Source organism: Clostridium brassicae (assembly GCF_026738875.1).
Classification (GTDB): domain Bacteria; phylum Bacillota; class Clostridia; order Clostridiales; family Clostridiaceae; genus Clostridium_H; species Clostridium_H brassicae.
Map to the genome: position 1 here is coordinate 121108 of NZ_JAPQFJ010000001.1, position 24012 is coordinate 145119.

A 24012-nucleotide genomic window follows, 5' to 3' on the forward strand; every position below is an offset into this window, starting at 1 on the left:
AAAATAAAAGGTGAGTTACATTAATTTTAAATTTAATATCATATTATTACTATGATTTGTAATTGGATAAAATTATTATTCTATAAAAATATAGTATTTATTAATAAATACTATATTTTTATAGAATAATAAAAGTATATGTTTGAGATGTTTTAGTTTAAATATTAAATAATTGTAAAATTGAGATAAGGTATTAATGTTTAAAAAATTTCTATGAAAAGTTAAGAATAACTTAATAGTATAAGATGTGTGGAGGATATATATGATAATGCTTCAAATGGTTCATTATGTGTATATAATTCTGATTTCTGTAATTCTTTTAATTATATTTTTAAAAAAGGATGCTGTTCTTCCATGTTTAATTGCCATATTAATAACAGCATATGTATTTACTCATAGTTTTTTAAAAAGTATTCAAGTTTTATTTAATTCAATTGTTATATCAGGAAGAGAATTTATAGAAATAATAGTTATTATAGCTCTTTTAAATTCCATGTCTAAAGTGTTAAAAGACATGGGAGCTGATGAACTCATAATAAAGCCTTTGAAGAAATTTATGACTAATAGTAGTACTTCATTTTTTGTATTAGGAATTACTATGCTGTTAGTATCATGGATTATATGGCCTACACCAGCAGTAGCTTTTATAGGAGCTATAATGGTACCTGCAGCAGTTGAATCGGGATTACCAGCAGTTTGGGCAGCGGTTTGTTTAAGTTTATTTGGTAATGGGGCAGCTTTATCTAGTGACTATTTTATACAAGCGGCTCCAGCAATAACAGCAAGAACAGCAGGAGCGGATAATCCATTTGATATAATAAAGGCTACTGTACCTTTTTGGATAATAATGAGTGTTAGTACTATTGCTGTAGCTTATTATATTATGAAAAAAGAATTAAAAATAACTAATTACTATGCTTCAAACAGTAATAAAAAGAAAGATGAAGTTATTAAAGCAGGATTAGGGACGAAATTTATTGCATTTCTAACACCAGTATCTTTTTTAATTGATATGTTTTTTATTTATAAGTATAAGTTAAAAGGAGGTAATGCTACCGCTCTTATAGGTGGAACTTCAATTATTATTATGGTTTGTGCATCTATTATAAAATATAATCTTAAAAATTCCCTAAATCATGTCAGAAAGTATATAGTAGAAGGATTTATATTTGGAATAAAAGTGTTTGCTCCAATAATTATCATAAGTGCATTTTTCTTTCTTGGAAGCAAGGAAACTGCAAGTGTAATATTTCAAGCGGAAGTTAATGGTTTTTTAACCGATATAGGAATTTATATTTCAAATAAGATACCTTTAAATAAAATATCTGCAGTAATAATGCAAACAGGTATAAGTGCATTATTAGGAGTGGGAGGATCAGGATTTGCTGGACTACCATTGGTTGGTACATTAGCACAAGTGTTTAATAAAGCAATAGGAATTAATAAGTATAAAATAGCATCCTTAGGGCAGATAATAACAATATGGATTGGTGGAGGAACAATTATACCATGGAGTGTTGTTCCTATTGCAGCAGTATGTGACGTTGAACCATTTGAACTTGCAAGAAGAAATATAATTCCTATATTAATAGGTATTATAATAACTGTAATTTTCTCAATAGTACTGGTTTAGAATTGTCAAAATATTATAAAAAAGAATAAGTGGCAATGAACTGTTAATGGAATACAGTTGAATTTTTAACAAAAATTTCATATAATGAAGGTGGAGGTGTTAATATGATGTTTGGAAACTTGGAATTCGAACACATTATAACAGAGGTCAAAAAGAATCGAAATGGAGAAACGGTAAGTTACAGACTAGAAGATGGAAGAAACGTATCTAAGTATGAAATTATTGAGCTTTCAAGAGAAGGAGCTATAGCAGGTATTAGCTCAAGCATGTTGGAAGAAAAGGAGGAGTTCCTTAAGAACTTATCAATTAGTGAAATTAACACTAATCTTTGGGACTTACCAGTAATTTATTAAAATTTATTATTTTATGTATAGGTTTACATGATATGAATACAGTAAAAGAATTTCAATATAAATTATTGGAATTCCTTTTACTGCTTTTTTATTATATATAGATTATTAAATAGATTTAAAAAATATTCAATAACTTAATATAATAATAATATGTTATAATTTGGAGTATGTACAGTACGAATGTAATATATATAATAAAGGAGTGATGTTAATGAAACGAGTTATAATATTTTTAGCAGATGGATTTGAAGAAATAGAAGCTCTTACAGTAGTAGATGTTTTAAGAAGGGCCAATATTCAATGTGATATGTGTTCTTTAAAAGAAAGATACGTAAAAGGAGCACATAATATAAATATAGAATGTGATAAAATAGTTAGTGATTTAAATACTAAAAACTATGATGCTTTAGTTCTTCCAGGAGGTATGCCAGGTTCTGTCAATCTAAAAAATTCTAGTGAAGTAATAAATATAGTTAAAAAATTTAATGAAGATTCTAAAATAGTTTCAGCGATTTGTGCTGCACCTATAGTTTTAGGTGGGGCAGGTATTATACAAAAAAAGAAAATTACTTCTTATCCAGGATTTAATGAGGAATTAAAAGAAGGAATTTATTGTGAGGATATGGTAGTTGAAGATAATAATATTATTACAAGTAGAGGACCTGCTACTGCAATATATTTTGCTTTAAAGCTTGTGGAAAACCTTGTAGGAAAAGATGTATCATATCAATTAAAAGAAGATATGATGCTTAACTTTGTAGAAGAAGAAATAAAAAAATTATAATATGCTGCTATACATGGAGAGGGTTATATGAAGAAATATAAAACACAATCAGAGGTAGAATTTTGCTCGTGTAATCAAATACATAATGATGTGATACATAAAGTAAAAGAGAATATGATACCAGAAGAAATAAGTACTTCTTTAGCTGATTTTTTTAAGGTATTAGGGGATAATACTAGAATAAAGATTTTATTCGCACTTTCTGTTAATGAAATGTGCGTATGTGATATAAGTACGTTGCTAAGTATGAATCAATCAGCTGTTTCTCATCAATTGAGAGTTTTAAGAGGTGCTAGACTTGTTAAATATAGAAAAGAAGGAAAAGTGGTTTATTATTCACTTGATGATGAACATGTGGAAAATGTATTTAAACAAGGATTAGACCATATACAACATAAACATATAAATACTTCTAAAGGTTAGAAGTATTTATATGTTTATATGTAATTAATCTATTATGCAATGAGAGTGAAACTTGATGTTAATATACAGTAAATGATATAATTAAAATACTACAAAAAATTCTGATTGTTTTGAAATTATAGAATGACATGATAATTTCTTATGTTAGGAAGGTATAAAATGAGAAACTCAAGAGCAAATAAAAATAAAGAAAACAAGGATGGGAAGAAAAAAAAAGCAGTAAAAGTCATATTAATAGTGCTTTTCTTAGTTTTATGTTGTTTTGGGGGATTATATTATTATGTTAGACACAATATAAAGGTTCCAGATAATGATATTACACATGAAAACTCAGCTAGCGAACAAAATCCAGAGTATGAAGAACAAGAAGGTATAAATAATATATTATTAATAGGTGTTGATAGTAGAGATCCAAAAGAAAAAGCACGTTCAGATTCAATGATTATAATGACGATAGATGACAATGATAAAAAATTAAAGTTAACATCTATAATGAGGGATAGTTATGTTCCTATAAGTGGTCATGGAGAACAAAAAATAAATGCTGCTTTTGCTTTTGGAGGACCAGAACTTTTACTTAAAACACTAAGAGATAATTTCAAAATTAATATAAATAAGTACATTATAATTGATTTTTGGGGATTTGAAGGACTTATTGATGCTGTAGGTGGAATTGATGTCGATGTAAAGGATTACGAAATAAAAGAGCTGAATAAATTCATAGGAGAATCTACAGGTGGAAAAAAGTCTGCAACTATTACTCATAGTGGTCTGCAGCATTTAGATGGGCAACAAGCTCTATCTTATGCAAGGATAAGAAAGGTTGGAAATGGAACTTTTGAAAGAGATCAAAGACAAAGGTTGGTTATCTCTTTATTAGCTAAAAAATTAGAGGATATAAATATTATTCAATACCCAAAGCTCCTCAATAGTTTGTTACCTATTGTAAAAACCAATATAGAGCCTGTAATGCTTTTAAATTATGGATATACTGTATCAAAGATTAAACCTTTGACTATAGAACAGCTTCAAATACCACAAAATGAACTTAGTGAGGGAAGAATATACATGGGTAGCTGGGTTCAAATTATGGATATAGAGCAAAATGCTAAAATTTTAAATGATTTTATTTTTAAAGATAAAAAACCAGATAAAAAAGAGTACGACATTAGTCAGTTTAAGAAAATATTAAAGAAGTATCTCCAAGCAGAAAAAGAAATTCATCCTCATGTAGATCAAGATGATCCAGAGCTTAAAAAAGAGCCTGAAGCAAGTGACCATAGTTATCCATACAAAAAAAACAATAACAATAAAAAAAATTAATATGTAATTATTTATTTGAAACACTAAAACAAATAAAGTTCTAAAACAAATCTAGGTTGTTGAATAATTTATATTTTATTATTATCCAACAACCTAGATTTATAAATTAGTATATATTTTTTAGTAAAGCAGGAATATTATTTATTTCATTAAAGCGTTATGTTTATCAAGAGTGTTTATTATAGCTGGTTTATCAAATCCTAAAACTATTTCACCATCTATACTGATTACAGGGACCCTTTGTTGACCTGAAAGTTCTATCATTTCTTCTCTTGCTACTCTATCCTTTAGCACATCTACATCGACATAGTTAGCATTTATAGAATCTAGAAACTCTTTAACTTTTTTACAATGAGAACAAGTTGGAGTCGAATATACTTTTATCATATTAAGAAACCTCCTTAATTTTTATTAAGGTGTATTTTTATACCATTAAGGTTTTAATAATGGTATTTATTATTATTTTCTTAGTTATTTAAATATTTTTCAGGAAATTTTCTGCTAGAAAATACACCATCTATGTTAGTTTGCATAATTTCATCAGTTTCTATGTACCAATTTCATCTGCTTTAATAGTCAGATTTATAAGTTATAAAAAAAATTAATATAATATATCAAATTAGGTTATATTTTCAAAAATCAAAAAAACATACATTTAAGCTTAGATTATACTTCTTATCTAAGAATACTTATTAATTTTGAAAAAAATATTAAATAAGTCTTTGTTTATATCAATAAATATGGTAATATATAATTTGTAAATTTGTTGTAAGGCAAATACATAAAAACAAGAGATGGAGGGTTTTATTATGGCATTTAAAATTACAGATGCTTGTGTAAGCTGTGGAGCTTGTGCTTCAGAATGTCCAGTAGGAGCTATCAATCAAGGAGATGCTCAATTCGAAATCGATGCAAATTCTTGCATAGATTGCGGAAGCTGTGCTAATGCTTGCCCAACAGGAGCTATAGTACAAGAATAATTAAACTTAAAAATGTAAGTTACCTTGCGTGGCTTACATTTTTGTTATATACAAATATATTTTAAGCAAGTTTAAAGTTTAGATGTTTAACATGTATTTTTATATAATAAATAAGTATTACATAAATTTATTATATAGTGTGTTACCTTCAAAATCTATCTAGAATAATTTTTTAACATAAAGTTATCTTTGAAATCTATTTATAAGGATATTTCAGAGATAACTTTATTTTTATTGTAGATAAATGTTGAAATAATTAGCATAAAGATATATAATAAATTATTGAAAATGAGAATTGTTTTCAATATCTTATGGTATATAAGTAAGATAAAATAGACAAAGAATAACTGAACATAGAATTTTTCATCTATAAAGTTATCTTTAATATGACAATTAAATTGTAAATAATACACATTTAATAAGGGAGGAAAGTATGAAGAATATAAGGTTAAAGTGTTATGGAATTATTAGTGGTATATTAGTTTTAAATTCTATTATTATAGGAATAACTTTACTTAACATGGAAAGTGGAATTTTAATAAATACACCATTAACTATAAGTGTAAGAAGTATAATACTTAAACAAGTATCTATTATTTTTATATCAACTAGTTTATTTATTATATTAGCTATAATAGCTATGAGAAAAGTTTTAGGGGAAGCTGATATTTTATATAGTGAATTAAATAAAATTTTAAATATAAATCTTGATAATGATAATAGGAATCAGATTCATGGACAACCTAAGATTTTAGATAATATATATTTTTTTAAAAATAAAATTAAAGAAAAAATATTATGTATAAGTGATGATTTATATGAAGCAAATGAAGTATACGAAAATATTGATTCATGTATAAGTAAATTAAATAATTGCTATGCAGAAAATGTATCTAATATAAAAAATAGATTTGAGAAAATGCAAGATAGAACAAGTAATATTGAAACAGGTACAGAAAAGATTATAGAACTTACAGAAGATATATATAGAGTAACTGATAATATTAAAAATATAAAGAACAAATCCACAGAAATTCAAGAACTTAATTATGAGAGTGTAAATGCTATGCAAGAATTAAAGAATAAATTTGAGGTAAATAAAAAAGCAGTTTTAGACTTAGAAGATGGAATTGAATATTTAAATGAAAAATCAAGGGATATAGGGAGTATAGTACATGTAATAAAAGGAATATCGAATAAAACTAATTTACTCGCTTTAAATGCAGCTATAGAAGCTGCAAGAGCTGGTGAAGAAGGAAAAGGATTTGCTGTTGTAGCAGGAGAAATAAAAAAGCTTGCAGCACAAACAGTAATAGCTACTAATAATATAGAAAATATAATTATTGAGATAGAGGAAGAAATAAATGCTGTAAAAATAAATATGGATACTGAAGTTAAAATAGTTAATGAAACATGTGAATCTTTAGAGATAACTAATAAATGTTTTGAGAATATTGAAGAATCGATTTTAGATATGAATTTTGGTATGAATATATTATATAGACAGTTTGAAGGAATGGAAGAAAATAATAAAGTGGTTTCTAAAATATTTGAAGAAATATCTAATGATTTTAAGAGTTTATCTGTTTTCAATGAGAAAATCATTCTATTTATAGAGAATCAAAGCAGTGATATGAAAAATGTAATAAAAAATTCTAAAGCTTTAGGAACAATAGAAATGAATTTAAAGAATAGTATAGAGGAATTTAGTATCTAAAACTAAGTCAAAAATTTATTTATGTAAAGGAGATATATAACGATTATGGAGAGAACGTATTTTAATGAAATACCATCTTTTCATGTATTTAATGCGTTTTCTATGGCATTAGATATAGCAGAATGTAAAAGTATTAATCATGCTAAAAGGATAGCTTATATTTCTATAAGATTAGCAAGAGCTTTAAATTTAACTGAAGATAAAATTAAGAATGTATATTATGCAGCAGCATTACATGATATAGGAATAAACAACTATAATAGAAGTGATATATTAGATAAAAAGACTAATTGGATAGTTCATTGTAAAAAGGGTGAACATATATTAAAGAGGATGAATTTGCCTGAAGAAGTTTATATAGCTATTAAATACCATCATGAAAGATGGGATGGCAAAGGACCTTTTGAATTATATAGAAATAATATACCAATTATTTCTCAAATAGTCTCGCTTGCTGATGAATTTGATTCTATATTTGATGAACGTATAGATTATATAAAAGCAAAATATATATTTACAGAAGCTATTATTAAAAATAAAAACAAAAGGGTAAGCTCAGAAGTTATAGATGGTTTTCTAAAAATATCTGAAGGCGAAAGATTTTGGTTAGACTGTAAATTTAATAATTTTGATTATATTTTAAATAAAATTTTGCCTAAAGATATGCTAAATATTAATTTAGAGTCTTTAGAGAATATTTCAGAAGTTTTTGCAGGTATTATAGATAGTAAAAGCAAGTTTACTCATAATCATTCAAGAGGTATAGCAAATAAGATGTATTGTGTTACAAATATATTAGGATATAATCAAGTCGTCCAAAAAAAAGCGTATATTGCAGGACTTTTACATGATCTTGGTAAAATTGCAGTTCCAAATAGCATTTTAAACAAAAATGGGAAATTAAATACATATGAGAGAGGTATAATTGATACTCATCCTTATTATACAAGATTAATATTAGAGCAAATACCTGGTATAGAAGACATAACTTCATGGGCATCCAATCATCATGAAAGAGTTGATGGTAAGGGATATCCACAAAGGCTTCTAGGTTGTGAACTTGGTGATATAGATAAATTAATGTGTGTTTGTGATGTATATCAAGCATTAACTGAAGATAGACCTTATAGGAAAGGGATGGAAGCATCAAAAGCGTGGAATATTGTTAATGATATGATTATTGATGGTGCGTTATGTCCTTTAGCTACTAAAAAAGTTAGATTAGCACTTGAGTAATTTAATTAAGAAAATTAATTATAGTGTAATATAAATAATAAAAAGAGATAGAATGTGAATGGTTTTCACATTCTATCTCTTTTTATTATTTTAGCTATATTAACTAAAGTTTATAATCTAATCTTCTGGTACAGGAGCACCGACTGGACAGACATTGGCACAAGCGCCACAGTCTATACAAGTGTTGGGATCTATAACATAATAATGTTCACCTTGGCTGATTGCATTAACAGGACATTCGGGTTCGCATGCTCCACAGCTCACACAGGAATCAATAATTTTAAAAGCCATTAAGAAAACCTCCTTAAACTTATTTTCACATTCATTATAATTTGCTTTTAGAGAATATTATATACATTTTCTTTTATGATTCGCTTTGTTTAGAAATTGTTTAATTAAGCAAAATATATTATTTATTAATGTAAATAATATTATTAAGATTTAAAGAAAAGTATATGAATTATCTGTTTTGGTAATCTAATGTATTCTTAAAAATTATTAAAACAAAAGATAGAGAGGTATTTTATGGATAATCTAAAGAAATATAATTTTATGAATATAATTGATAAGTTTAGTAATAAGGATTATTTAATTGCAATGATTTTATATAGTGCTGCACCTACTATAGCAAAGCACAAGCCTTCATACCTTATAATTTTTCATAATCAAGGAAAGAGAAAATTAAATAATATTTGGGAAATTTATAAAAATGATATATATAAAGAATTAAATATAAGTTTTTATGAATTAAAAAATAATAGTGATAGTACAGCTGTTCTTTTTTATGATAATAGTAAAATGAATAAAATATTAAAAAATAAAAGGAATACAAAGTTTTTAAAACAATATGGATACACATCAAAAATGTCATTAAAACAATGTCTTTCTTTATTAAAAAATAGATATTATTATAGTTGTCCTAATGAAATAGGAGTTTTTTTAGGGTATCCTTTAGAGGATGTAATTGAATTTATAAGTGATAATCAAAAGGAAGCTATAATATTTGGATATTGGAAAGTATATCATAATCTTAATTACGCATTAAATGTATTTAAGAAGTATGACTCTTGTAGAGAAAAAGTTATAAATTTAATTAGTAATGGAGTAGATTTTATAGATATATTGAATAAAATTTAATAAAAATATCGGAAAGATATTTACAAAACAAAGATAATAGTATATACTGATAATGAAATTGAAACTCATTATCATTTAGGAGGGGTAACTATGAAAAAAATAAATATTATTTATTGGAGTGGAACTGGAAATACAGAAGCTATGGCTAAGGCAATAGCAGAAGGTGCAAAAGGAAATGAGGCAGAAGTTAAATTGCTTAATGTAGGTGAGGCTTCAGTCGATGATGTTATAAATGCAGATGTAGTAGCATTAGGGTGCCCATCTATGGGACAAGAAGTTTTAGAAGAAGCTGAAATGGAACCATTTGTTGAATCTATTGAGTCAAAAGTACAAGGAAAGAAAATCGCATTATTTGGTTCATATGGATGGGGAGACGGAGAGTGGATGAGGAATTGGGTAGAGAGAATGGAAGGTGTTGGAGCTGATTTAATAGAAGATGAAGGATTAATGGCGAACAACGAACCCAATGATGAAGATATACAAAAATGTAAAGAACTCGGTGAAATGTTAGCAAAAGCATAATTAGATTCATAAATTATAATATGTTACAGGAAAATAGACCTTAGAAAAATAACGAAACTTTTTAACTTTGGATTAAACTTACCTAAATATCATTGAAGGGAGGATGGAATATATGAGTAAGGATTTAATTAGAGAGTTTATAAATACCATAGAAAAGCAAGAGGATAAAAAATACTTGATTTCTACTATTGCTTATAGTACAGCACCAACCATTGCTGGAGAAAAACCATCTTCCCTTGTTGTTTTTAAAAATAGAGAGATAAAAAATTTATATAAATATTGGGAATTATATAAGGAAGAAATAAGAAGAGAAATCCCTCTAGAGTTTTATGAACTTAAACATAATGAAAATATGGTTTCTGTGTTATTTTATAATAGTGAAGAATTAATAAAGATTTTAAAGGAGGATAAAAGTATAAAGTTTTTGCAAAGGTTTGGTTATACAGAAGAAATGAGTTTAAAAGAAAGTTTAAATTTATTAAGTCAAAGATATGAGAATGTATGTCCACATGAGATAGGAATCTTTTTAGGATATCCTGTTGATGATGTATTGGAGTTTACAGATTGTCCTAATAAACAATGTTTAATAATGGGATATTGGAAAGTATATCATGATATGGAGAAAGCGAAAGATACTTTTAAAAGGTATGATGATGCTAAAGTAAAGGTTATTAATTTGCTTATACAAGATCTGGATCCTTTTAGAGTTTAATATAAAAATTAGCAATTGTTATTGACAATACAATTGAAAAAGAGTATCATTTACATGTAAATGAAAATAATTATTAATTTAAATTGATATAATAAATCATTTGTGCTTTTATTGATTTTGTTTTTATTTTAAAGGGGGGACAGATAATTATGGCTAGAGGCTTAAATGAAGTTTCTGTAGGAGTTAAAACTAAAGTTACCTCTATATCTAGAGAAAGCAATGTTAGAAGACGTTTAATGGATATGGGTATAGTTCCTGGAATACAGATTCAAGTATCAGGTAAGGCACCACTAGGAGATCCTATAGAAGTATTAATAAGAGGGTATAAACTTACTCTTAGAAAAGCAGAAGCTATGTATATTACAGTAGAATAATTTAAAGGGAGGTTTTTTTATGGAGAGAATGCCTTTGAGTTTTGCTAATATTGGGTGTAAAGTTATAATACATGATATAGCTGGAGGAGAAGATTTTTCTAAGAAGATGGTAGAGATGGGTTTTAATAAAGGTACAGAAATTAGAATTATAAGCAATAATAATGGACCAATCATAGTTAGATTAGGAGAGAGTCGTATAGCTCTTGGAAGAGGAATGGCACAAAAAATTATGGTTCAAGCTTGTTGATGGCTCAAATGGAATATGTAATATAAGTAATTTTAAGATTATTGTTATAATAGGTTATTTTTTTAATTAATAAATGAGAATGAATATTGAAGTCATATAAGAGCGTTTTGCATAAGGGGGAGAATAATGAGTACAATAGCTTTGGTAGGTAATCCTAACTGTGGTAAAACTACATTATTTAATGCTTTGACAGGATCAAGGCAACATGTAGGTAACTGGCCAGGGGTTACAGTAGAAAAAAAAGTAGGAAAATTAAAATATAAAGATAATGAAGAAGAGATAGTAGACCTTCCAGGAACATATAGCCTAGGAGCATATTCTGAAGATGAAGTTGTTGCGAGAAATTTTATTATAAAGGACAATCCAGATGTAGTTATTAATGTAGTTGATGCTACTAATATAGAAAGAAACTTATATTTAACTACACAGCTTCTTGAAATGAATGCAAATGTAGTTGTAGCTTTAAATATGGTAGATGAAGCAAAAAATAGGAAGATAGAAATAGATATTGATAAATTATCGGCTGAATTAGGGGTACCTGTTATAGCTACTGTTGCTACTAAAAAGCAAGGAATAGAAGAATTGATTTCTAAAGTATTAGAATATGGAAAAAAAGGAAGGAATGCAAGAGTAGAAATTGCTTATGGTTCGGAAATTGAAAAAGAAATTTCGAATTTAAAAGCATCTCTTGAAGAAAGTGCTGCATCAATAGAATATCCAGCACAATGGACAGCTATTAAGTTATTAGAGAATGATTCTTATATCCTAAACAACATAAAAGAAAAAGGAAATGTTCAAAAGGTATTAGATAAACTTTCACATAGTGTTAAGAGATTAACGGAATCATTAGGATATGAACCTGAAATGGCAATTGTAGATAAAAGATATGAATTTATAGGTGAAGTAGTACAAAAATCTATAAAAAGATCAGAAAAATATGAGGAAACATTGTCAGATAAGATAGATAGATTTGTTACTAATAAATTTCTAGGAATTCCGATATTTGCTTTTATAATGTTTTGTTTATATCAGGCAACATTTGTTGTTGGACAATTTTTTGCAGATACATTGGAAGAATGGTTTGGTGTTCTAGGAGAGAAAGCTGGAGAAGCTATGGCAAATTCAGGAGCTTCAGAAATGCTAACTTCTTTTGTTACAGATGGACTTATAAATGGAGTAGGATCGGTAATAGTATTCCTTCCAATAATAATGGTTATGTACTTATTAATTGGTGTTCTAGAAGATAGTGGATATATGGCTAGAGCAGCATATGTTATGGACAGATTAATGAGAGCATTAGGACTTCATGGAAAAACTTTTGTATCTATGATAATTGGAGGTGGATGCAACGTTCCGGGAATAATGGCTACAAGAACATTAGAAAGTAAAAAAGATAGAATGATAGCCATACTTATAAATCCTTTTGTTTCATGTGGGGCTAGACTTCCAATATATTTAGTATTTATTGGTGCGTTTTTCTCTGCTAAGGGAGGATTAGTATTAATATCACTTTATGTAATAGGAATAATAGTGGCATTAATTGCTGGTAAAGTATTAAGTAAAACTTTGTTTAAAGGAGAATCTTCCTATTTCATCATGGAATTACCTCCTTATCGTGTACCTTCAGTTAAAAATGTTTTAATGCTTATGTGGGAAAAAGCTGGAGCATTCTTAAAAAAAGCAGGAACAATTATATTTGCTGTAGTAACATTACTTTGGTTTTTATCTGTTATACCTTTTGGAGTTGAACAATACAGTGAAGCATCAGTTTTAGGTAAAATAGGAGGAATAATAGCACCTATATTTAAACCAGCTGGTTTTGGAACATGGCAAGCAGGTGTTGCTTTGTTTGCTGGTATAATAGCTAAAGAATCTGTTGTTGCTACTTTAGGTATGGTTTATGCAGGAGTTGAGGAAGGAGCTGCACTTACAGCAGCAATACAAGGAGCATTTACTCCTCTTACGGCTATGGCATTTATGATAATGACATTACTTTATACACCTTGCGCAGCTGCTTTAGGAGCAATAAGAAGAGAAACAAATTCACATAAATGGGCTATATTCTCAGCTGTTTATACATTTATAATAGGATGGGTAGCAGCAGTACTTGTATATCAAGTTGGAAGATTAATAGGATTTCAATAATATAATAAGGGTGATCTAAGAGATCATCCTTTTATTTAAAAAGTAATTGATAATGAAATTCAATTACATATCATAAGGAGGATAGATAAAGTGAGTGTTTTAGTTGTAGGTGGAGATAAGTTAGGTAATATAAAAGAAAATTTAAGATTACAAGGATTTGAACAAATAAATCACTTGTCAGGGAGAAAGAAAAGTCAAAAATCTATTAAAGTTCCTGAAAATACAGATTTAGTTCTGGTCTTAACTGATTTTGTAAATCATCAAATTACTAAGGCATTAAAAAAGCAAATTAAATGTGACAGTACAAAAGTTTTATTTGCCAAGAGATCTTGGATTCATATAGAAAAATCATTAAATGAGTTTTTAAATGAATGTTAATAATGTTAGATTGCTTTATAATTCATATTAGCAGAAAAATACTGGCTACGAATTATAGAGCAATCTAATTTATTTAGTCTATAAATACTAATAGTAGAATTGATTATAAACATACTATATAAGTTGATCTAGAGTTCACACCCAATAAAACTAGTGATATAATGAACAGGATTATTTAAATTAGGTGAAGATTTAAAAATTCACATTAATTAAAATTTAAAACTTAATGTAGAAATGTATAGAGGGTGATTGTATGGATTTTCATGGGAAAGTGGTTCTTATAACTGGGGGAAGTAGAGGTATAGGAAGAAGCATAGCATTAGAATTTGCAAAGTGCAATGCTTCTGTAATAGTTAATTATAGAAATAATGATAAAGAGGCCGAAAAGACTATAGAAGAAATAAAAAAGTTAGGTGGTTATTGTGAGACAATAAAGGGTGATATTAAGGAATATGATTTTTCAAAAAAAATGATTCAGTACATAATAGATAAATACGGTAAAATAGACGTGCTAATAAATAATGCAGGAATATCTAAAGTGGGCCTTTTTATAGATATGACAGAAAAAGATTTTGATGATATTATGGGTGTAAATTTGAGAGGTGTTTTTAATACTTGTAGTAATGTTGTAAAGCATATGATAGAAAGAAAAGAGGGGAATATAGTTAATATTTCTTCTATATGGGGTGGGGTTGGTGCCTCTTGTGAGGTTTTGTATTCTGCTTCAAAAGGTGGAGTGAATTCTTTTACAAAAGCATTAGGAAAAGAGCTTGCACCTTCAGGTATAAGAGTTAATGGTATACAACCTGGCGTTATAGATACAGATATGAATAAATGGATGTCACAAGAAGATAGAAAAGCTTTAATTGATGAGATACCTATATCAAGATTTGGTGAAGGTGAAGACATAGCTAAATTGGCAGTATTCCTTGCTAGCGATGAAGCTAAGTACATTACATCACAAATTATATCTGTAGATGGAGGGTATATTTAAGTTGGAAAAGTATATAATTTAATAAATATTTTAGTTTTATAATGAACTATTAGAAAAGTTAATATTTTAACAAAAATATTTCTCATACCTTGCCAGATAAAGATAGGTAAATTCTATAACAATTTACCTATCTTTATCTGGCAAGGTGATTTTTATTTGTATTTATGCAAAAATGATGGATATGTTTTCGAATGTTCGAAAATGTTAATTTTTTAATTAACGAAGTGTATTAATAATACAAAAACGAACTTGATTCCCAAGATGTTAAGCTGTGAATACTGGTTTGATATGAATTAATACATAAACTATTGACAAAATAAAAAACAAGGTATAATATTTAATTAACATAAACGAACATTAAAACGAAAGCAAAAGAACAAATATGAATGAACTTATAAGAATAGTATGTAAAAATACACCATCAATATAAATTAAGAGGTGATAAAGTGCTTCCAGCAGAAAGAGAAAAATATATAATAGATAAGTTAGAAGAAATGGAAAGTATAAAAGTTGAAGATATTGCGAGTGAACTTAATGTAAGTTTGATGACTATAAGAAGGGATTTTGAAAGACTTCAAGACAAAGGATTACTATATAGAAGTCATGGAGGGGCAGTAAAAAGAGATATATATCTTTTAGAACAATCTTATGACTTAAAAAAAATAAGTAATATAGATATAAAAGAAAAAATAGCTAAGAGGGCTTTAGACATAATAAAGGAAGGAGATACCATATTTTTAGATGCAGGTACTACTAATTTTGAAGTGGCTAGATTAGTTAAAGAGATAAAGGATGTAACGATTATAACAAATGATTTAAAAATAGCCCTGGAGTTATACCAAAATCATGTAAGGACTTTTATAGTAGGTGGAATAATACAAGAGGAAACAGGATGTGTTATGGGACCAACTGCTGAGGAATTTATATCCAATGTTAAAGTTAATTTAGCTTTTTTAGGAACTTCTGGGGTGAGTTCTGATTGGAGGTTATCTACTCCTACTTTTGAAAAAGCCAGCCTAAAAAAGAAAATAATAAAATCTGCATCTTACTCAGTAGTTCTAGTAGATAATAGTAAGTTTAATAAAGAGTCTTTTGTGAACATAGCTTCTATTGAAGCTGTGGATGCTATTATTACTGATAAAAAAATTGTTGAAAGTGAAAGAAAATACTTAGATTCATTAAATGTAAAAGTAATAAATGTTTAATTTTTATTATATGGATATGGGGACAATTATTAATTCTCCTATGGACATAAAGGGAAAGTTACCAAATGTAAGATGAATCTTATTTTGTTTACTTTCATATTAGAATATAATGGATGCGGCCTCTGTAAATAAGTTATTCTAATGCTCGGAGCAAGTACTATCATAAGCAGAATTTCGTTAAGACTAGGAATAATTTGATAATAGCTTAAGGGGGAAAATAAATGATTAACTATGTTGTTATAGCAGATGATCTTACTGGAGCTAATGCTACAGGAGTTTTAATAAAAAAGCTAAATTTAACACCTGTGACTATTATGAACTCTATGGAAAAGGATAATTTAGAAAAAAATAAATTTGATACAGTACTTTATTCTACAGATAGTAGAGGAGTAGATAAAGAAGAAGCATACTGTAGAGTTTATAAGGCTACTGAATTATTCAGTAATCCCTGTGTAAATGTTTACGGAAAAAGGATAGATAGTACATTAAGAGGAAATTTAGGTGCAGAAATAGATGGAATGTTAGATGCATTAGGAGATGATACTGTTGCAGCGGTAGTTCCAGTTTTCCCAGATGCAGGAAGGGTTGCGGTGGGAGGATACCTTCTTGTGAATGGAATAGCTTTAGAAGAAACAGATGCTTCAAAAGATGGAAAGAGACCTATAAATTCTTCTGTAATCGAAAAATTGATAAAACAGCAAACAAAGTATGAAATAGATTCTATATATCTTGAATCTATTAAGGGTAAGAAGGAAATTTTAAAAGAAAGAATACTAGAATTATATAGTAAAGGTAACAGAATTATAGTGTTTGATGCCTTAAATAATAACGATCTAGAGGTTATATCTGAAGCTTTAGTAGATACCAAAATAAAATTTATATGTGTAGACCCAGGGCCATTTACAGCAGCAACGATAGCACAGTATGAATCTTTAAAAGAAGAATCACAAAAGAATGATAATAAAGTTCTTATGGTTGTAGGTAGTATAACTAATACTACAAGAAAACAACTGGATAAGGTGTGCAAAGAATTAAATTTGTTAAAAGTGGATATAGAAGTTAAAGATATATTAGGTAGTTTAGATGAGAAAGAAGATGAAATAAAAAGAGTGGTAAATCAAGTTATACAAAACAAAGAAAATTATGATGTGTTTTGTATAGTTTTAGATTCTATTTACGAAGAAATAAGGATTGATTTAGATAGAGAGGCAAAAAACAGGAATACTAACAAGGAATTTTTAACTGAGATAATAAATAATTCTGTAGCAGAAATTAGCTATAGAATATTGAAAAATATAAAAGATATTAAAGGTATTTTTAGTAGTGGAGGAGATATAAGTATAAGTATTTGTAAGAAATTCAATTCTGTGGGATTGGAACTTTTAAGTGAAGTAATACCACTTGCAGCCTATGGAGAACTTATTGGAGGGGAATTCCCAAAAATGAAAATTGTAAGCAAAGGAGGGATAGTAGGAGATATAAATGGAATGAAAGTATGTGTGGAACATTTATTAAAAGCTATTAATGATTAAGGAGGAGTCAATATGAGTAATAGACCAATAATAGGAATACCTATAGGAGATCCAGCTGGCATAGGACCAGAGATAGTAGTTAAGGCATTATCTGAAAAGAAAGTTTATGATAGATGCAATCCTGTATTGATAGGAGATAAAGATGTTATAGAACAAGCTATGAAGTTTTGTGATTTAAAATTGGACATTAATATAATTAAAAATCCAAAAGAAGGCAAATTTAACTTAGGAGCTATAGATTTAATAGATTTAAATAATGTTGATATAGATAAATTAGAGGTAGGAAAAGTCCAAGCTTTAGGTGGAAAAGCCGCTTTTGAATATATAAAAAAATCTGTAGAAATGACTATGGATGGACAAATAGATGCAGTAGCCACAACACCTATAAATAAAGAGTCTTTAAAATTAGCTAAAATAAATTATATAGGACATACGGAGATTTTAGCAGACCTAACAAATACAGAAGATCCTCTTACTATGTTTGAAGTTAGAGGTATGAGGGTATTTTTCCTGACAAGGCACGTATCTTTAAGGCAAGCATGTGATTTAGTAACTAAAGAAAAAGTCTTAGACTATATAATAAGATGCTCTAAAGCTTTAGAAAAATTAGGTGTAAAAGATGGAACTATGGCTGTAGCAGGATTAAATCCACATAGTGGAGAGCATGGACTATTTGGAGATGAAGAAATGAAAGAAATAGTTCCAGCTATAGAGGAAGCTAAGAGAAAGGGATATAAGGTAGAGGGGCCAATAGGAGCAGATTCAGTATTTCATCTAGCTCTTCAAGGAAGATATAACTCAGTATTATCTTTATATCATGACCAAGGACATATAGCTACAAAAACTTTAGATTTTGAGAGAACTATTGCGGTTACAAATGGAATGCCTATATTAAGAACTTCTGTAGATCATGGAACAGCATTTGATATAGCAGGAACAGGACAAGCTAGCTCTGTAAGCATGGTAGAAGCTATAGTTTTAGCTGCTAAATATTCACCTAAATTTGAAAAATAGAGGGTTATTTTAGATAAGGATTTAGAGTACCTCCATATAATCAATAAAGATTGGCGTGTTTATTAAATTATAAGGAGGTGCTCATATAAAAATTACATACATGTAAATTATACATCAAAGATTAGATATTTATAAGGGGTATTTTAATTAATATGTTTATATTGAGCGATTTTTAGTTTTAGGGATAATTTTATTAAAAGGGATAATGTAACTTGTATAAAATTTAAAAAATCTTATGAAAGAGTGTAATAGCTTCCTATAGCTAAGTGAAGATGTAAAGATTTTGGTTAAGTGTGAAACGATTTCATAAGATGCAATGAGGATATTGTGGATGGTAGCTACGGAATAAATATAAATATTTTACAAAAGTGAAAAATAAACAAGAGGAGGAATTTTTAATGGAGAATGCAGTAGTTGGAAACCAAATGATACTAGGACTTTTGGTAGGTATTGTAATACTTGTATTTTTAATATTAAAAACTAAAATTCACACATTTCCAGCGCTCATAATTTCGGCTTCTATCACTGGTTTGGTAGGTGGTATGCCAACAAATAAAATAATTGATTCTATATCAAAAGGGTTTGGTGGAACTTTAGGTAGTATAGGGATAATCATAGGATTTGGAGTAATGATGGGACAGATTTTTGAAGTGTCTGGCGCAGCGGAGAAAATGGCTCAAACATTTATAAAAGTTTTAGGAAAAAAACATGAAGAGTTAGCCCTGGCTATAACAGGATTTATAGTATCAATACCAATATTTTGTGATTCAGGATTTATAATTTTATCACCTCTTGCAAAAGCCATTTCAAGGAAAACAAAGAAATCTGTAGTTTCTCTTGGGGTAGCATTAGGGCTTGGACTTGTAATAACTCATAGCTTAGTACCTCCAACACCAGGTCCTGTAGGTGTTGCAGGGATATTCGGGGTAAGTGTAGGAACATTTATTTTATGGGGAATTGTTCTAGCTATACCTATGCTCATAGCAGGTATGACTTATGGTAAATACGTTGGAAAGAAGATTTATCAAATTCCTGGAGAAAAAGAAGATGAATGGCTTCGTCCAGAATATCAAGAGCCTGTTTATGATTTTAAAGAAGAAAATGATAATAAGAATCTACCTTCTACTTTCGCTGCATTTGCGCCTATATTGATTCCTATAATATTGATACTTGGAAGTACTATAGTAGATACATTACTTAAACAGAAAACGATAAGTGTTAGCGGATTTACCAATGTAGTTCAATTTTTAGGTGCACCAATAATTGCTGTAGGAATAGGGCTAATAATTTCAATATATGGATTAGCTAATAAATTAGATAGAAAAACAGTTATAGAGGAAATGGAAAAAGGTGTTAAATCAGCAGGTATTATAATATTAGTTACTGGTGGTGGTGCTTTAGGAATGGTACTTCGTGACAGTGGTACAGGCAATTATATAGCTAAGGTGATTGCTGATTCAAATATGCCAGCTATATTAATTCCCTTTATAATAGCATCATTAGTACGTTTGATACAAGGAAGTGGTACTGTTTCCATGATTACAGCCGCTTCTATAACAGCTCCAATAATGCCTTCATTAAATGTTAATCCAACATTGGCAGCACTTGGAGCATGTATGGGATCATTACTGTTTTCATATTTTAATGATAGTTATTTTTGGGTAGTTAATCGTTCACTTGGTATAAAAGATGCTAAAGAACAAATAAAGATTTGGTCCGTTACTACAACTATAGCTTGGGCAGTAGGATTAGTAGAACTTATAATATTAAGTTTTATAATGTAAATTAAAGATAAATGTGTATATAAATTTTGATGTTTGTTAAAAGGCATTATCTAAAATAGCTTATTTTGTGGTTAAAAAGTGTCGAAAAATAGAGTTACAAATTAATTGAATATTGTGTATATATGTGGTAAACTGAATAAAGATAAGGTGCGCTTAAGGTATCATTCCAGGCCATAATAATCAAAGCTTTTATGAAATTTTGATATTAAGAGCAGCAAATAAAATTAAAAAGGAAGAGGAGTTAGTTTATAATGGCAGACAAAGTAATTGTATGTAAAGATTGTGGAAATGAGTTTGTATTTTCAGAAGGAGAACAGGCTTTTTACAAAGAAAAAGGGTTTGAGAATGATCCTGTAAGATGCCCAGAGTGCAGAAAAAAGAAAAAGATGCAAAAAAGAAATTCAGGACCTAGAAGATAATATTTATATAATGTAAAAGGATGACTGTTGATTACAACAGTCATTTTTAAATTTGTGATATTTTATACTTCACAAGTCATTATTTTTTGAATAATGTCTTCAGGGATGTCTAAATCTAGATCAAAATGTTTTGAATAATTAATTCCCCACTGATAAATGCTGTAAAGAACAGGTACAATACTTTGTCCATATTCAGTAAGACTATATTCTACTTTTGGAGGAACTTGAGGAAATACTTTTCTATTTATAAGACCATCTTCTTCTAATTCCCTAAGTTGTTGAGTTAACATTTTTTGAGTTATGCCATGAAGCCTTCTTTTTAATTGGCTAAATCTAAGAGTTTTATTTCTTAAATGCCATAGTATAACACTTTTCCATTTACCACCAATCACATCCATTGTGAGCTCCATACCACATAGGTAAGTTTTATCTTTAACTTTTGACATGTATCCCCCTCATCTCTATTAGTATATTTTTTGACTGTATATACTTTAAAAATATATATAGTCTAAATAATTTATAAGGACATTTATTATTATACCATAAAATGTAACAGTGTAAAATCTATATTTATACTTGAAAAATAAGGTTGATTTTAGAAAATAATCTCATTTTAAGATAAAAATATAATATGCATTTGAATAAAATTAATATTAATAAATGAAATTCATGCAAAAATATGTTAAAATAAGAAAAAATGCCATATACTTCATTAAAAAATAGTGTAAAATGTTAAAAGCTATCAATAAAAGTATTTGAAAATAATAATTTCTAGTATTATAATTATGTTAAGTATGGTGGTTATTTTTACTTAAAATTAGTTTAATTTAAAGCTTGTGCCCAAGGTAGGTGATATATTTGAATAACTTCAACGACATGGAAAAGAACTCACTTTTTATTAAAAATATACCTGGATTAGTTTTTATTAAAGACAAAAACATGAAGACAGTTTTTTTAAGTAAGAAATATGAGAAAATATTAAACAAGCCATTACATGAAATTTTATGCAAAAAGAATGATGAAATATGGTTAAAGGACACAGTAAATCATATAACACAGAGTGATTTAGAAGCATTTGAATTAAATAAAGGACAGTACATATTAACAGAAGAGACTATAGAAGTTAATGGTGAGAATAACACTTATATGATTGTAAAATTTCCTATTCCAGATGAAAAGAATGAAATTTCTTTAATAGGTGGAGTTAGTATAAATGTTACAACATTAAAGGAAAAAGAAAAAAGGCTAGAGGAAGAGTATATTGAACTTTCAGCTGTATATGAAGAATTGACAGCAACAGAGGAAGAACTTAGAATCCAGTATAATGAATTACAGGAAAAGGAAGAACTTCTTAGAAAAAGTGAAGAAAGATATCAGTTAGCCTTATTAGCAGCAAAAGATGGAATATATGATTTTGATATAAAAAATAATAAGATGTTTTATTCAAATAGCTGGAAAAATATGCTGGGATATCAAGATGAGGATATAGAAGATTCATATGATGTATGGGAAAGTTTAATACATCCATTAGATAAACAAAGAGTTGTAGAAGAAATGAACAAGTATCTTAATAAGGAAATAAATAGTTATAATATAGAATATAGATTTAAAAATAAAGATGGATCATATATTTGGGTACAAGATAGAGCTACTGCTGTTTGGGACGGTGAAGGTAATCCTTCTCGTGTAACGGGAGCACATATTAATATAGATGAAAGAATAAAAAAAGAAAAAATTATTTTTAATATGGCCTATTATGATGGTTTAACAGGATTACCTAATAGAAGATTTTTTAAAGAAAAATTGAAAGAAATTTTAAAAGAAGATAATAAAGGTATAGTTTTATTTTTAGATTTGGATAATTTCAAAAATATAAATGATACTCTAGGACATGATGTAGGGGACGAATTATTAAAGGTTATAGCTTGTAAATTAAAAGAAGTTTTGGGAAAAGATGATATTTTAGCAAGGTTTGGTGGAGATGAATTTTTAATACTTCAACCTAATATTTATAAAAGAGAAGAAGCTATAAAAAGTGTAAATAAGATATTAGATATATTTAAAGATTTATGGCAAGTAAGAGAGCATAAAATTTACATAACTTCAAGTATAGGAATAACTCACTACCCTCATGATAGCTCTGATTTAAATATAATATTAAGAAATGTAGATACAGCTGCATATGATGCAAAATCTTCTGGAAAAAATAGATATGAGTTTTTTGAAAAATCTATGTATGATGAAATGCTAAGGAAAACCAAAATAGAAAAAGCACTAAGAGAGGCTATAGATAATAATGAATTAGAATTATATTATCAACCTCAAGTTGAAGTTAAAACTGGAAAGATCGTTAGTCTTGAGGCACTTATAAGATGGAAGCATCCTGAAATGGGATTAGTTTCGCCAATGGAATTTATACCTATAGCGGAAGAAACTGGATTTATTGTTGATATAGGAGAATGGGTACTTAGAACTGCATGTAAGCAAAATAAAGAATGGAAAGATAAAGGCTATAAGTATGATACTGTAGCAGTTAATGTTTCCTCAATACAATTAAGGCAAAGAGGATTTGTAGATTTGGTTAAAAATATTTTAGAAGAAACTAAATTAGAACCTCAATTTTTAGAATTAGAAATAACAGAAAGTGTTCTTATGGAGTCATTACAAAAGAGTATAAAAATTCTTGATGAACTAAGAACAATTGGAGTAAAAACTGCTTTAGATGATTTTGGAACAGGATATTCTTCACTAAACTATTTAATGAAGATACCAATAGATACTGTAAAGATAGATAAGACTTTTATAGATAATATTTGTGTAAATTATACTCAAAAATCTGTAATAGAGGGCATTATTTTAATTGCTCATGAGATGAAATTGGATGTTGTTGCTGAAGGGGTTGAAGTTGAAGATCAACTAAAAATATTAGCTAATAAAAAATGTGATAAGATACAGGGATATTTTTTTAGTAAACCATATGAAGCAAATAATGTAGAGAAAAATTTAAAAAAAGGTTTTTTTTCAGTAAGTGTTTAACTTACTGTTTTTTTTTACATATGTATTTAAAAAAGCTATTTACCACTAAAGTTTAGGAACTTTA

25 protein-coding genes are annotated in these 24012 nt (G+C 28.1%); 22 read left to right on the forward strand and 3 right to left on the reverse strand.

Going from position 1 to position 24012, the window contains the following annotated elements; genetic code table 11:
* Positions 1-262: 262 nt before the first annotated feature.
* From OW729_RS00595 to OW729_RS00615, 5 genes are all read left to right on the forward strand, one after another.
* Entirely contained in the window at positions 263-1633 is a 1371-nt protein-coding gene (locus OW729_RS00595; protein ID WP_268059453.1) for a hypothetical protein, read from the forward strand.
* Between the two features lie 104 nt (positions 1634-1737).
* Complete coding sequence (locus OW729_RS00600; RefSeq protein ID WP_268059454.1) at positions 1738-1986, forward strand: DUF3892 domain-containing protein; 249 nt, start codon at positions 1738-1740, stop codon at positions 1984-1986.
* Positions 1987-2197: 211 nt separating this feature from the next.
* Positions 2198-2770, forward strand: coding sequence for a DJ-1 family glyoxalase III (locus OW729_RS00605; protein WP_268059455.1), 573 nt, complete (start codon positions 2198-2200; stop codon positions 2768-2770).
* 27 nt (positions 2771-2797) lie between these two features.
* Positions 2798-3193, forward strand: a complete 396-nt coding sequence (locus OW729_RS00610) for an ArsR/SmtB family transcription factor (protein ID WP_268059456.1) — start codon at positions 2798-2800, stop codon at positions 3191-3193.
* Between the two features lie 159 nt (positions 3194-3352).
* The gene (locus tag OW729_RS00615) at positions 3353-4516 is read left to right on the forward strand and encodes an LCP family protein (protein WP_268059457.1); all 1164 of its coding nucleotides are present in this window, start codon (positions 3353-3355) and stop codon (positions 4514-4516) included.
* Between the two features lie 141 nt (positions 4517-4657).
* Here OW729_RS00615 and OW729_RS00620 read toward each other — a convergent pair whose 3' ends face one another.
* A complete protein-coding gene (locus OW729_RS00620; protein ID WP_268059458.1) occupies positions 4658-4903 on the reverse strand; it encodes a glutaredoxin family protein in 246 nt (81 codons plus the stop codon).
* Positions 4904-5325: 422 nt separating this feature from the next.
* Between OW729_RS00620 and OW729_RS00625 the strand changes: the two genes are divergently transcribed.
* The 3 genes from OW729_RS00625 (at position 5326) to OW729_RS00635 (ending at position 8449) form a co-directional block, all read left to right on the forward strand.
* Positions 5326-5496: a DUF362 domain-containing protein gene (locus OW729_RS00625; RefSeq protein WP_268059459.1), complete on the forward strand. Its 171-nt coding sequence runs from the start codon at positions 5326-5328 to the stop codon at positions 5494-5496.
* Positions 5497-5929: 433 nt separating this feature from the next.
* Positions 5930-7213: a methyl-accepting chemotaxis protein gene (locus OW729_RS00630; RefSeq protein WP_268059460.1), complete on the forward strand. Its 1284-nt coding sequence runs from the start codon at positions 5930-5932 to the stop codon at positions 7211-7213.
* A 45-nt stretch (positions 7214-7258) separates the two neighbouring features.
* Positions 7259-8449 (forward strand): HD-GYP domain-containing protein, encoded by a 1191-nt coding sequence (locus OW729_RS00635; protein WP_268059461.1) that lies wholly within the window; start codon positions 7259-7261, stop codon positions 8447-8449.
* 117 nt (positions 8450-8566) lie between these two features.
* Here the strand turns inward: OW729_RS00635 and OW729_RS00640 are convergent, their stop codons facing one another.
* Positions 8567-8740 carry a 4Fe-4S binding protein gene (locus tag OW729_RS00640; protein WP_268059462.1) on the reverse strand — a complete coding sequence of 58 codons (174 nt, stop codon included), beginning with the start codon at positions 8738-8740 and terminating at the stop codon, positions 8567-8569.
* A 234-nt stretch (positions 8741-8974) separates the two neighbouring features.
* Here OW729_RS00640 and OW729_RS00645 point away from each other — a divergent pair, with 234 nt between their 5' ends.
* The 13 genes from OW729_RS00645 to OW729_RS00705 all read left to right on the forward strand — a co-directional run bounded on the left by OW729_RS00645 (position 8975) and on the right by OW729_RS00705 (position 20912).
* A complete protein-coding gene (locus tag OW729_RS00645; RefSeq protein ID WP_268059463.1) occupies positions 8975-9586 on the forward strand; it encodes a DUF3793 family protein in 612 nt (203 codons plus the stop codon).
* Between the two features lie 90 nt (positions 9587-9676).
* Positions 9677-10108, forward strand: coding sequence for a flavodoxin (locus tag OW729_RS00650; RefSeq protein ID WP_268059464.1), 432 nt, complete (start codon positions 9677-9679; stop codon positions 10106-10108).
* Between the two features lie 112 nt (positions 10109-10220).
* Complete coding sequence (locus tag OW729_RS00655; protein ID WP_268059465.1) at positions 10221-10820, forward strand: DUF3793 family protein; 600 nt, start codon at positions 10221-10223, stop codon at positions 10818-10820.
* 149 nt (positions 10821-10969) lie between these two features.
* A complete protein-coding gene (locus OW729_RS00660) occupies positions 10970-11194 on the forward strand; it encodes a FeoA family protein (RefSeq protein WP_268059466.1) in 225 nt (74 codons plus the stop codon).
* A gap of 19 nt (positions 11195-11213) precedes the next feature.
* On the forward strand, positions 11214-11441 hold the full coding sequence (locus tag OW729_RS00665; protein WP_268059467.1) for a FeoA family protein: 228 nt from the start codon (positions 11214-11216) through the stop codon (positions 11439-11441).
* Between the two features lie 126 nt (positions 11442-11567).
* Positions 11568-13586 (forward strand): ferrous iron transport protein B, encoded by a 2019-nt coding sequence (feoB, locus tag OW729_RS00670; protein WP_268059468.1) that lies wholly within the window; start codon positions 11568-11570, stop codon positions 13584-13586.
* Positions 13587-13676: 90 nt separating this feature from the next.
* The gene (locus OW729_RS00675; protein WP_268059469.1) at positions 13677-13964 is read left to right on the forward strand and encodes a DUF2325 domain-containing protein; all 288 of its coding nucleotides are present in this window, start codon (positions 13677-13679) and stop codon (positions 13962-13964) included.
* A gap of 253 nt (positions 13965-14217) precedes the next feature.
* Positions 14218-14958 carry an elongation factor P 5-aminopentanone reductase gene (gene ymfI / locus OW729_RS00680; RefSeq protein ID WP_268059470.1) on the forward strand — a complete coding sequence of 247 codons (741 nt, stop codon included), beginning with the start codon at positions 14218-14220 and terminating at the stop codon, positions 14956-14958.
* Positions 14959-15404: 446 nt separating this feature from the next.
* Complete coding sequence (locus OW729_RS00685) at positions 15405-16163, forward strand: DeoR/GlpR family DNA-binding transcription regulator (protein WP_268059471.1); 759 nt, start codon at positions 15405-15407, stop codon at positions 16161-16163.
* A gap of 221 nt (positions 16164-16384) precedes the next feature.
* A complete protein-coding gene (locus OW729_RS00690) occupies positions 16385-17695 on the forward strand; it encodes a four-carbon acid sugar kinase family protein (RefSeq protein ID WP_268059472.1) in 1311 nt (436 codons plus the stop codon).
* A gap of 12 nt (positions 17696-17707) precedes the next feature.
* Positions 17708-18709, forward strand: coding sequence for a 4-hydroxythreonine-4-phosphate dehydrogenase PdxA (pdxA, locus tag OW729_RS00695; protein ID WP_268059473.1), 1002 nt, complete (start codon positions 17708-17710; stop codon positions 18707-18709).
* A gap of 398 nt (positions 18710-19107) precedes the next feature.
* Positions 19108-20493, forward strand: coding sequence for a GntP family permease (locus OW729_RS00700; RefSeq protein ID WP_268059474.1), 1386 nt, complete (start codon positions 19108-19110; stop codon positions 20491-20493).
* Positions 20494-20744: 251 nt separating this feature from the next.
* Complete coding sequence (locus OW729_RS00705) at positions 20745-20912, forward strand: zinc-ribbon domain-containing protein (protein ID WP_268059475.1); 168 nt, start codon at positions 20745-20747, stop codon at positions 20910-20912.
* Positions 20913-20974: 62 nt separating this feature from the next.
* On the opposite strand, the gene OW729_RS00710 is transcribed toward OW729_RS00705, so the two are convergent.
* A complete protein-coding gene (locus tag OW729_RS00710) occupies positions 20975-21358 on the reverse strand; it encodes a winged helix-turn-helix transcriptional regulator (RefSeq protein ID WP_268059476.1) in 384 nt (127 codons plus the stop codon).
* Between the two features lie 412 nt (positions 21359-21770).
* Here OW729_RS00710 and OW729_RS00715 point away from each other — a divergent pair, with 412 nt between their 5' ends.
* Complete coding sequence (locus OW729_RS00715; protein ID WP_268059477.1) at positions 21771-23948, forward strand: GGDEF domain-containing phosphodiesterase; 2178 nt, start codon at positions 21771-21773, stop codon at positions 23946-23948.
* Positions 23949-24012 lie beyond the last annotated feature (64 nt).

Bases quoted from the DNA above. Each gene is read 5' to 3' on its own strand.
- OW729_RS00625 (WP_268059459.1), top strand. From the start codon at position 5,326: ATGGCATTTAAAATTACAGATGCTTGTGTAAGCTGTGGAGCTTGTGCT.
- OW729_RS00620 (WP_268059458.1), bottom strand. From the start codon at position 4,903: ATGATAAAAGTATATTCGACTCCAACTTGTTCTCATTGTAAAAAAGTT.
- OW729_RS00645 (WP_268059463.1), top strand. From the start codon at position 8,975: ATGGATAATCTAAAGAAATATAATTTTATGAATATAATTGATAAGTTT.
- OW729_RS00630 (WP_268059460.1), top strand. From the start codon at position 5,930: ATGAAGAATATAAGGTTAAAGTGTTATGGAATTATTAGTGGTATATTA.
- OW729_RS00650 (WP_268059464.1), top strand. From the start codon at position 9,677: ATGAAAAAAATAAATATTATTTATTGGAGTGGAACTGGAAATACAGAA.
- OW729_RS00600 (WP_268059454.1), top strand. From the start codon at position 1,738: ATGATGTTTGGAAACTTGGAATTCGAACACATTATAACAGAGGTCAAA.
- OW729_RS00635 (WP_268059461.1), top strand. From the start codon at position 7,259: ATGGAGAGAACGTATTTTAATGAAATACCATCTTTTCATGTATTTAAT.
- OW729_RS00605 (WP_268059455.1), top strand. From the start codon at position 2,198: ATGAAACGAGTTATAATATTTTTAGCAGATGGATTTGAAGAAATAGAA.
- OW729_RS00640 (WP_268059462.1), bottom strand. From the start codon at position 8,740: ATGGCTTTTAAAATTATTGATTCCTGTGTGAGCTGTGGAGCATGCGAA.
- OW729_RS00595 (WP_268059453.1), top strand. From the start codon at position 263: ATGATAATGCTTCAAATGGTTCATTATGTGTATATAATTCTGATTTCT.
- OW729_RS00690 (WP_268059472.1), top strand. From the start codon at position 16,385: ATGATTAACTATGTTGTTATAGCAGATGATCTTACTGGAGCTAATGCT.
- OW729_RS00700 (WP_268059474.1), top strand. From the start codon at position 19,108: ATGGAGAATGCAGTAGTTGGAAACCAAATGATACTAGGACTTTTGGTA.
- OW729_RS00615 (WP_268059457.1), top strand. From the start codon at position 3,353: ATGAGAAACTCAAGAGCAAATAAAAATAAAGAAAACAAGGATGGGAAG.
- ymfI (WP_268059470.1), top strand. From the start codon at position 14,218: ATGGATTTTCATGGGAAAGTGGTTCTTATAACTGGGGGAAGTAGAGGT.
- OW729_RS00710 (WP_268059476.1), bottom strand. From the start codon at position 21,358: ATGTCAAAAGTTAAAGATAAAACTTACCTATGTGGTATGGAGCTCACA.
- pdxA (WP_268059473.1), top strand. From the start codon at position 17,708: ATGAGTAATAGACCAATAATAGGAATACCTATAGGAGATCCAGCTGGC.
- OW729_RS00610 (WP_268059456.1), top strand. From the start codon at position 2,798: ATGAAGAAATATAAAACACAATCAGAGGTAGAATTTTGCTCGTGTAAT.
- OW729_RS00660 (WP_268059466.1), top strand. From the start codon at position 10,970: ATGGCTAGAGGCTTAAATGAAGTTTCTGTAGGAGTTAAAACTAAAGTT.
- feoB (WP_268059468.1), top strand. From the start codon at position 11,568: ATGAGTACAATAGCTTTGGTAGGTAATCCTAACTGTGGTAAAACTACA.
- OW729_RS00655 (WP_268059465.1), top strand. From the start codon at position 10,221: ATGAGTAAGGATTTAATTAGAGAGTTTATAAATACCATAGAAAAGCAA.
- OW729_RS00665 (WP_268059467.1), top strand. From the start codon at position 11,214: ATGGAGAGAATGCCTTTGAGTTTTGCTAATATTGGGTGTAAAGTTATA.
- OW729_RS00705 (WP_268059475.1), top strand. From the start codon at position 20,745: ATGGCAGACAAAGTAATTGTATGTAAAGATTGTGGAAATGAGTTTGTA.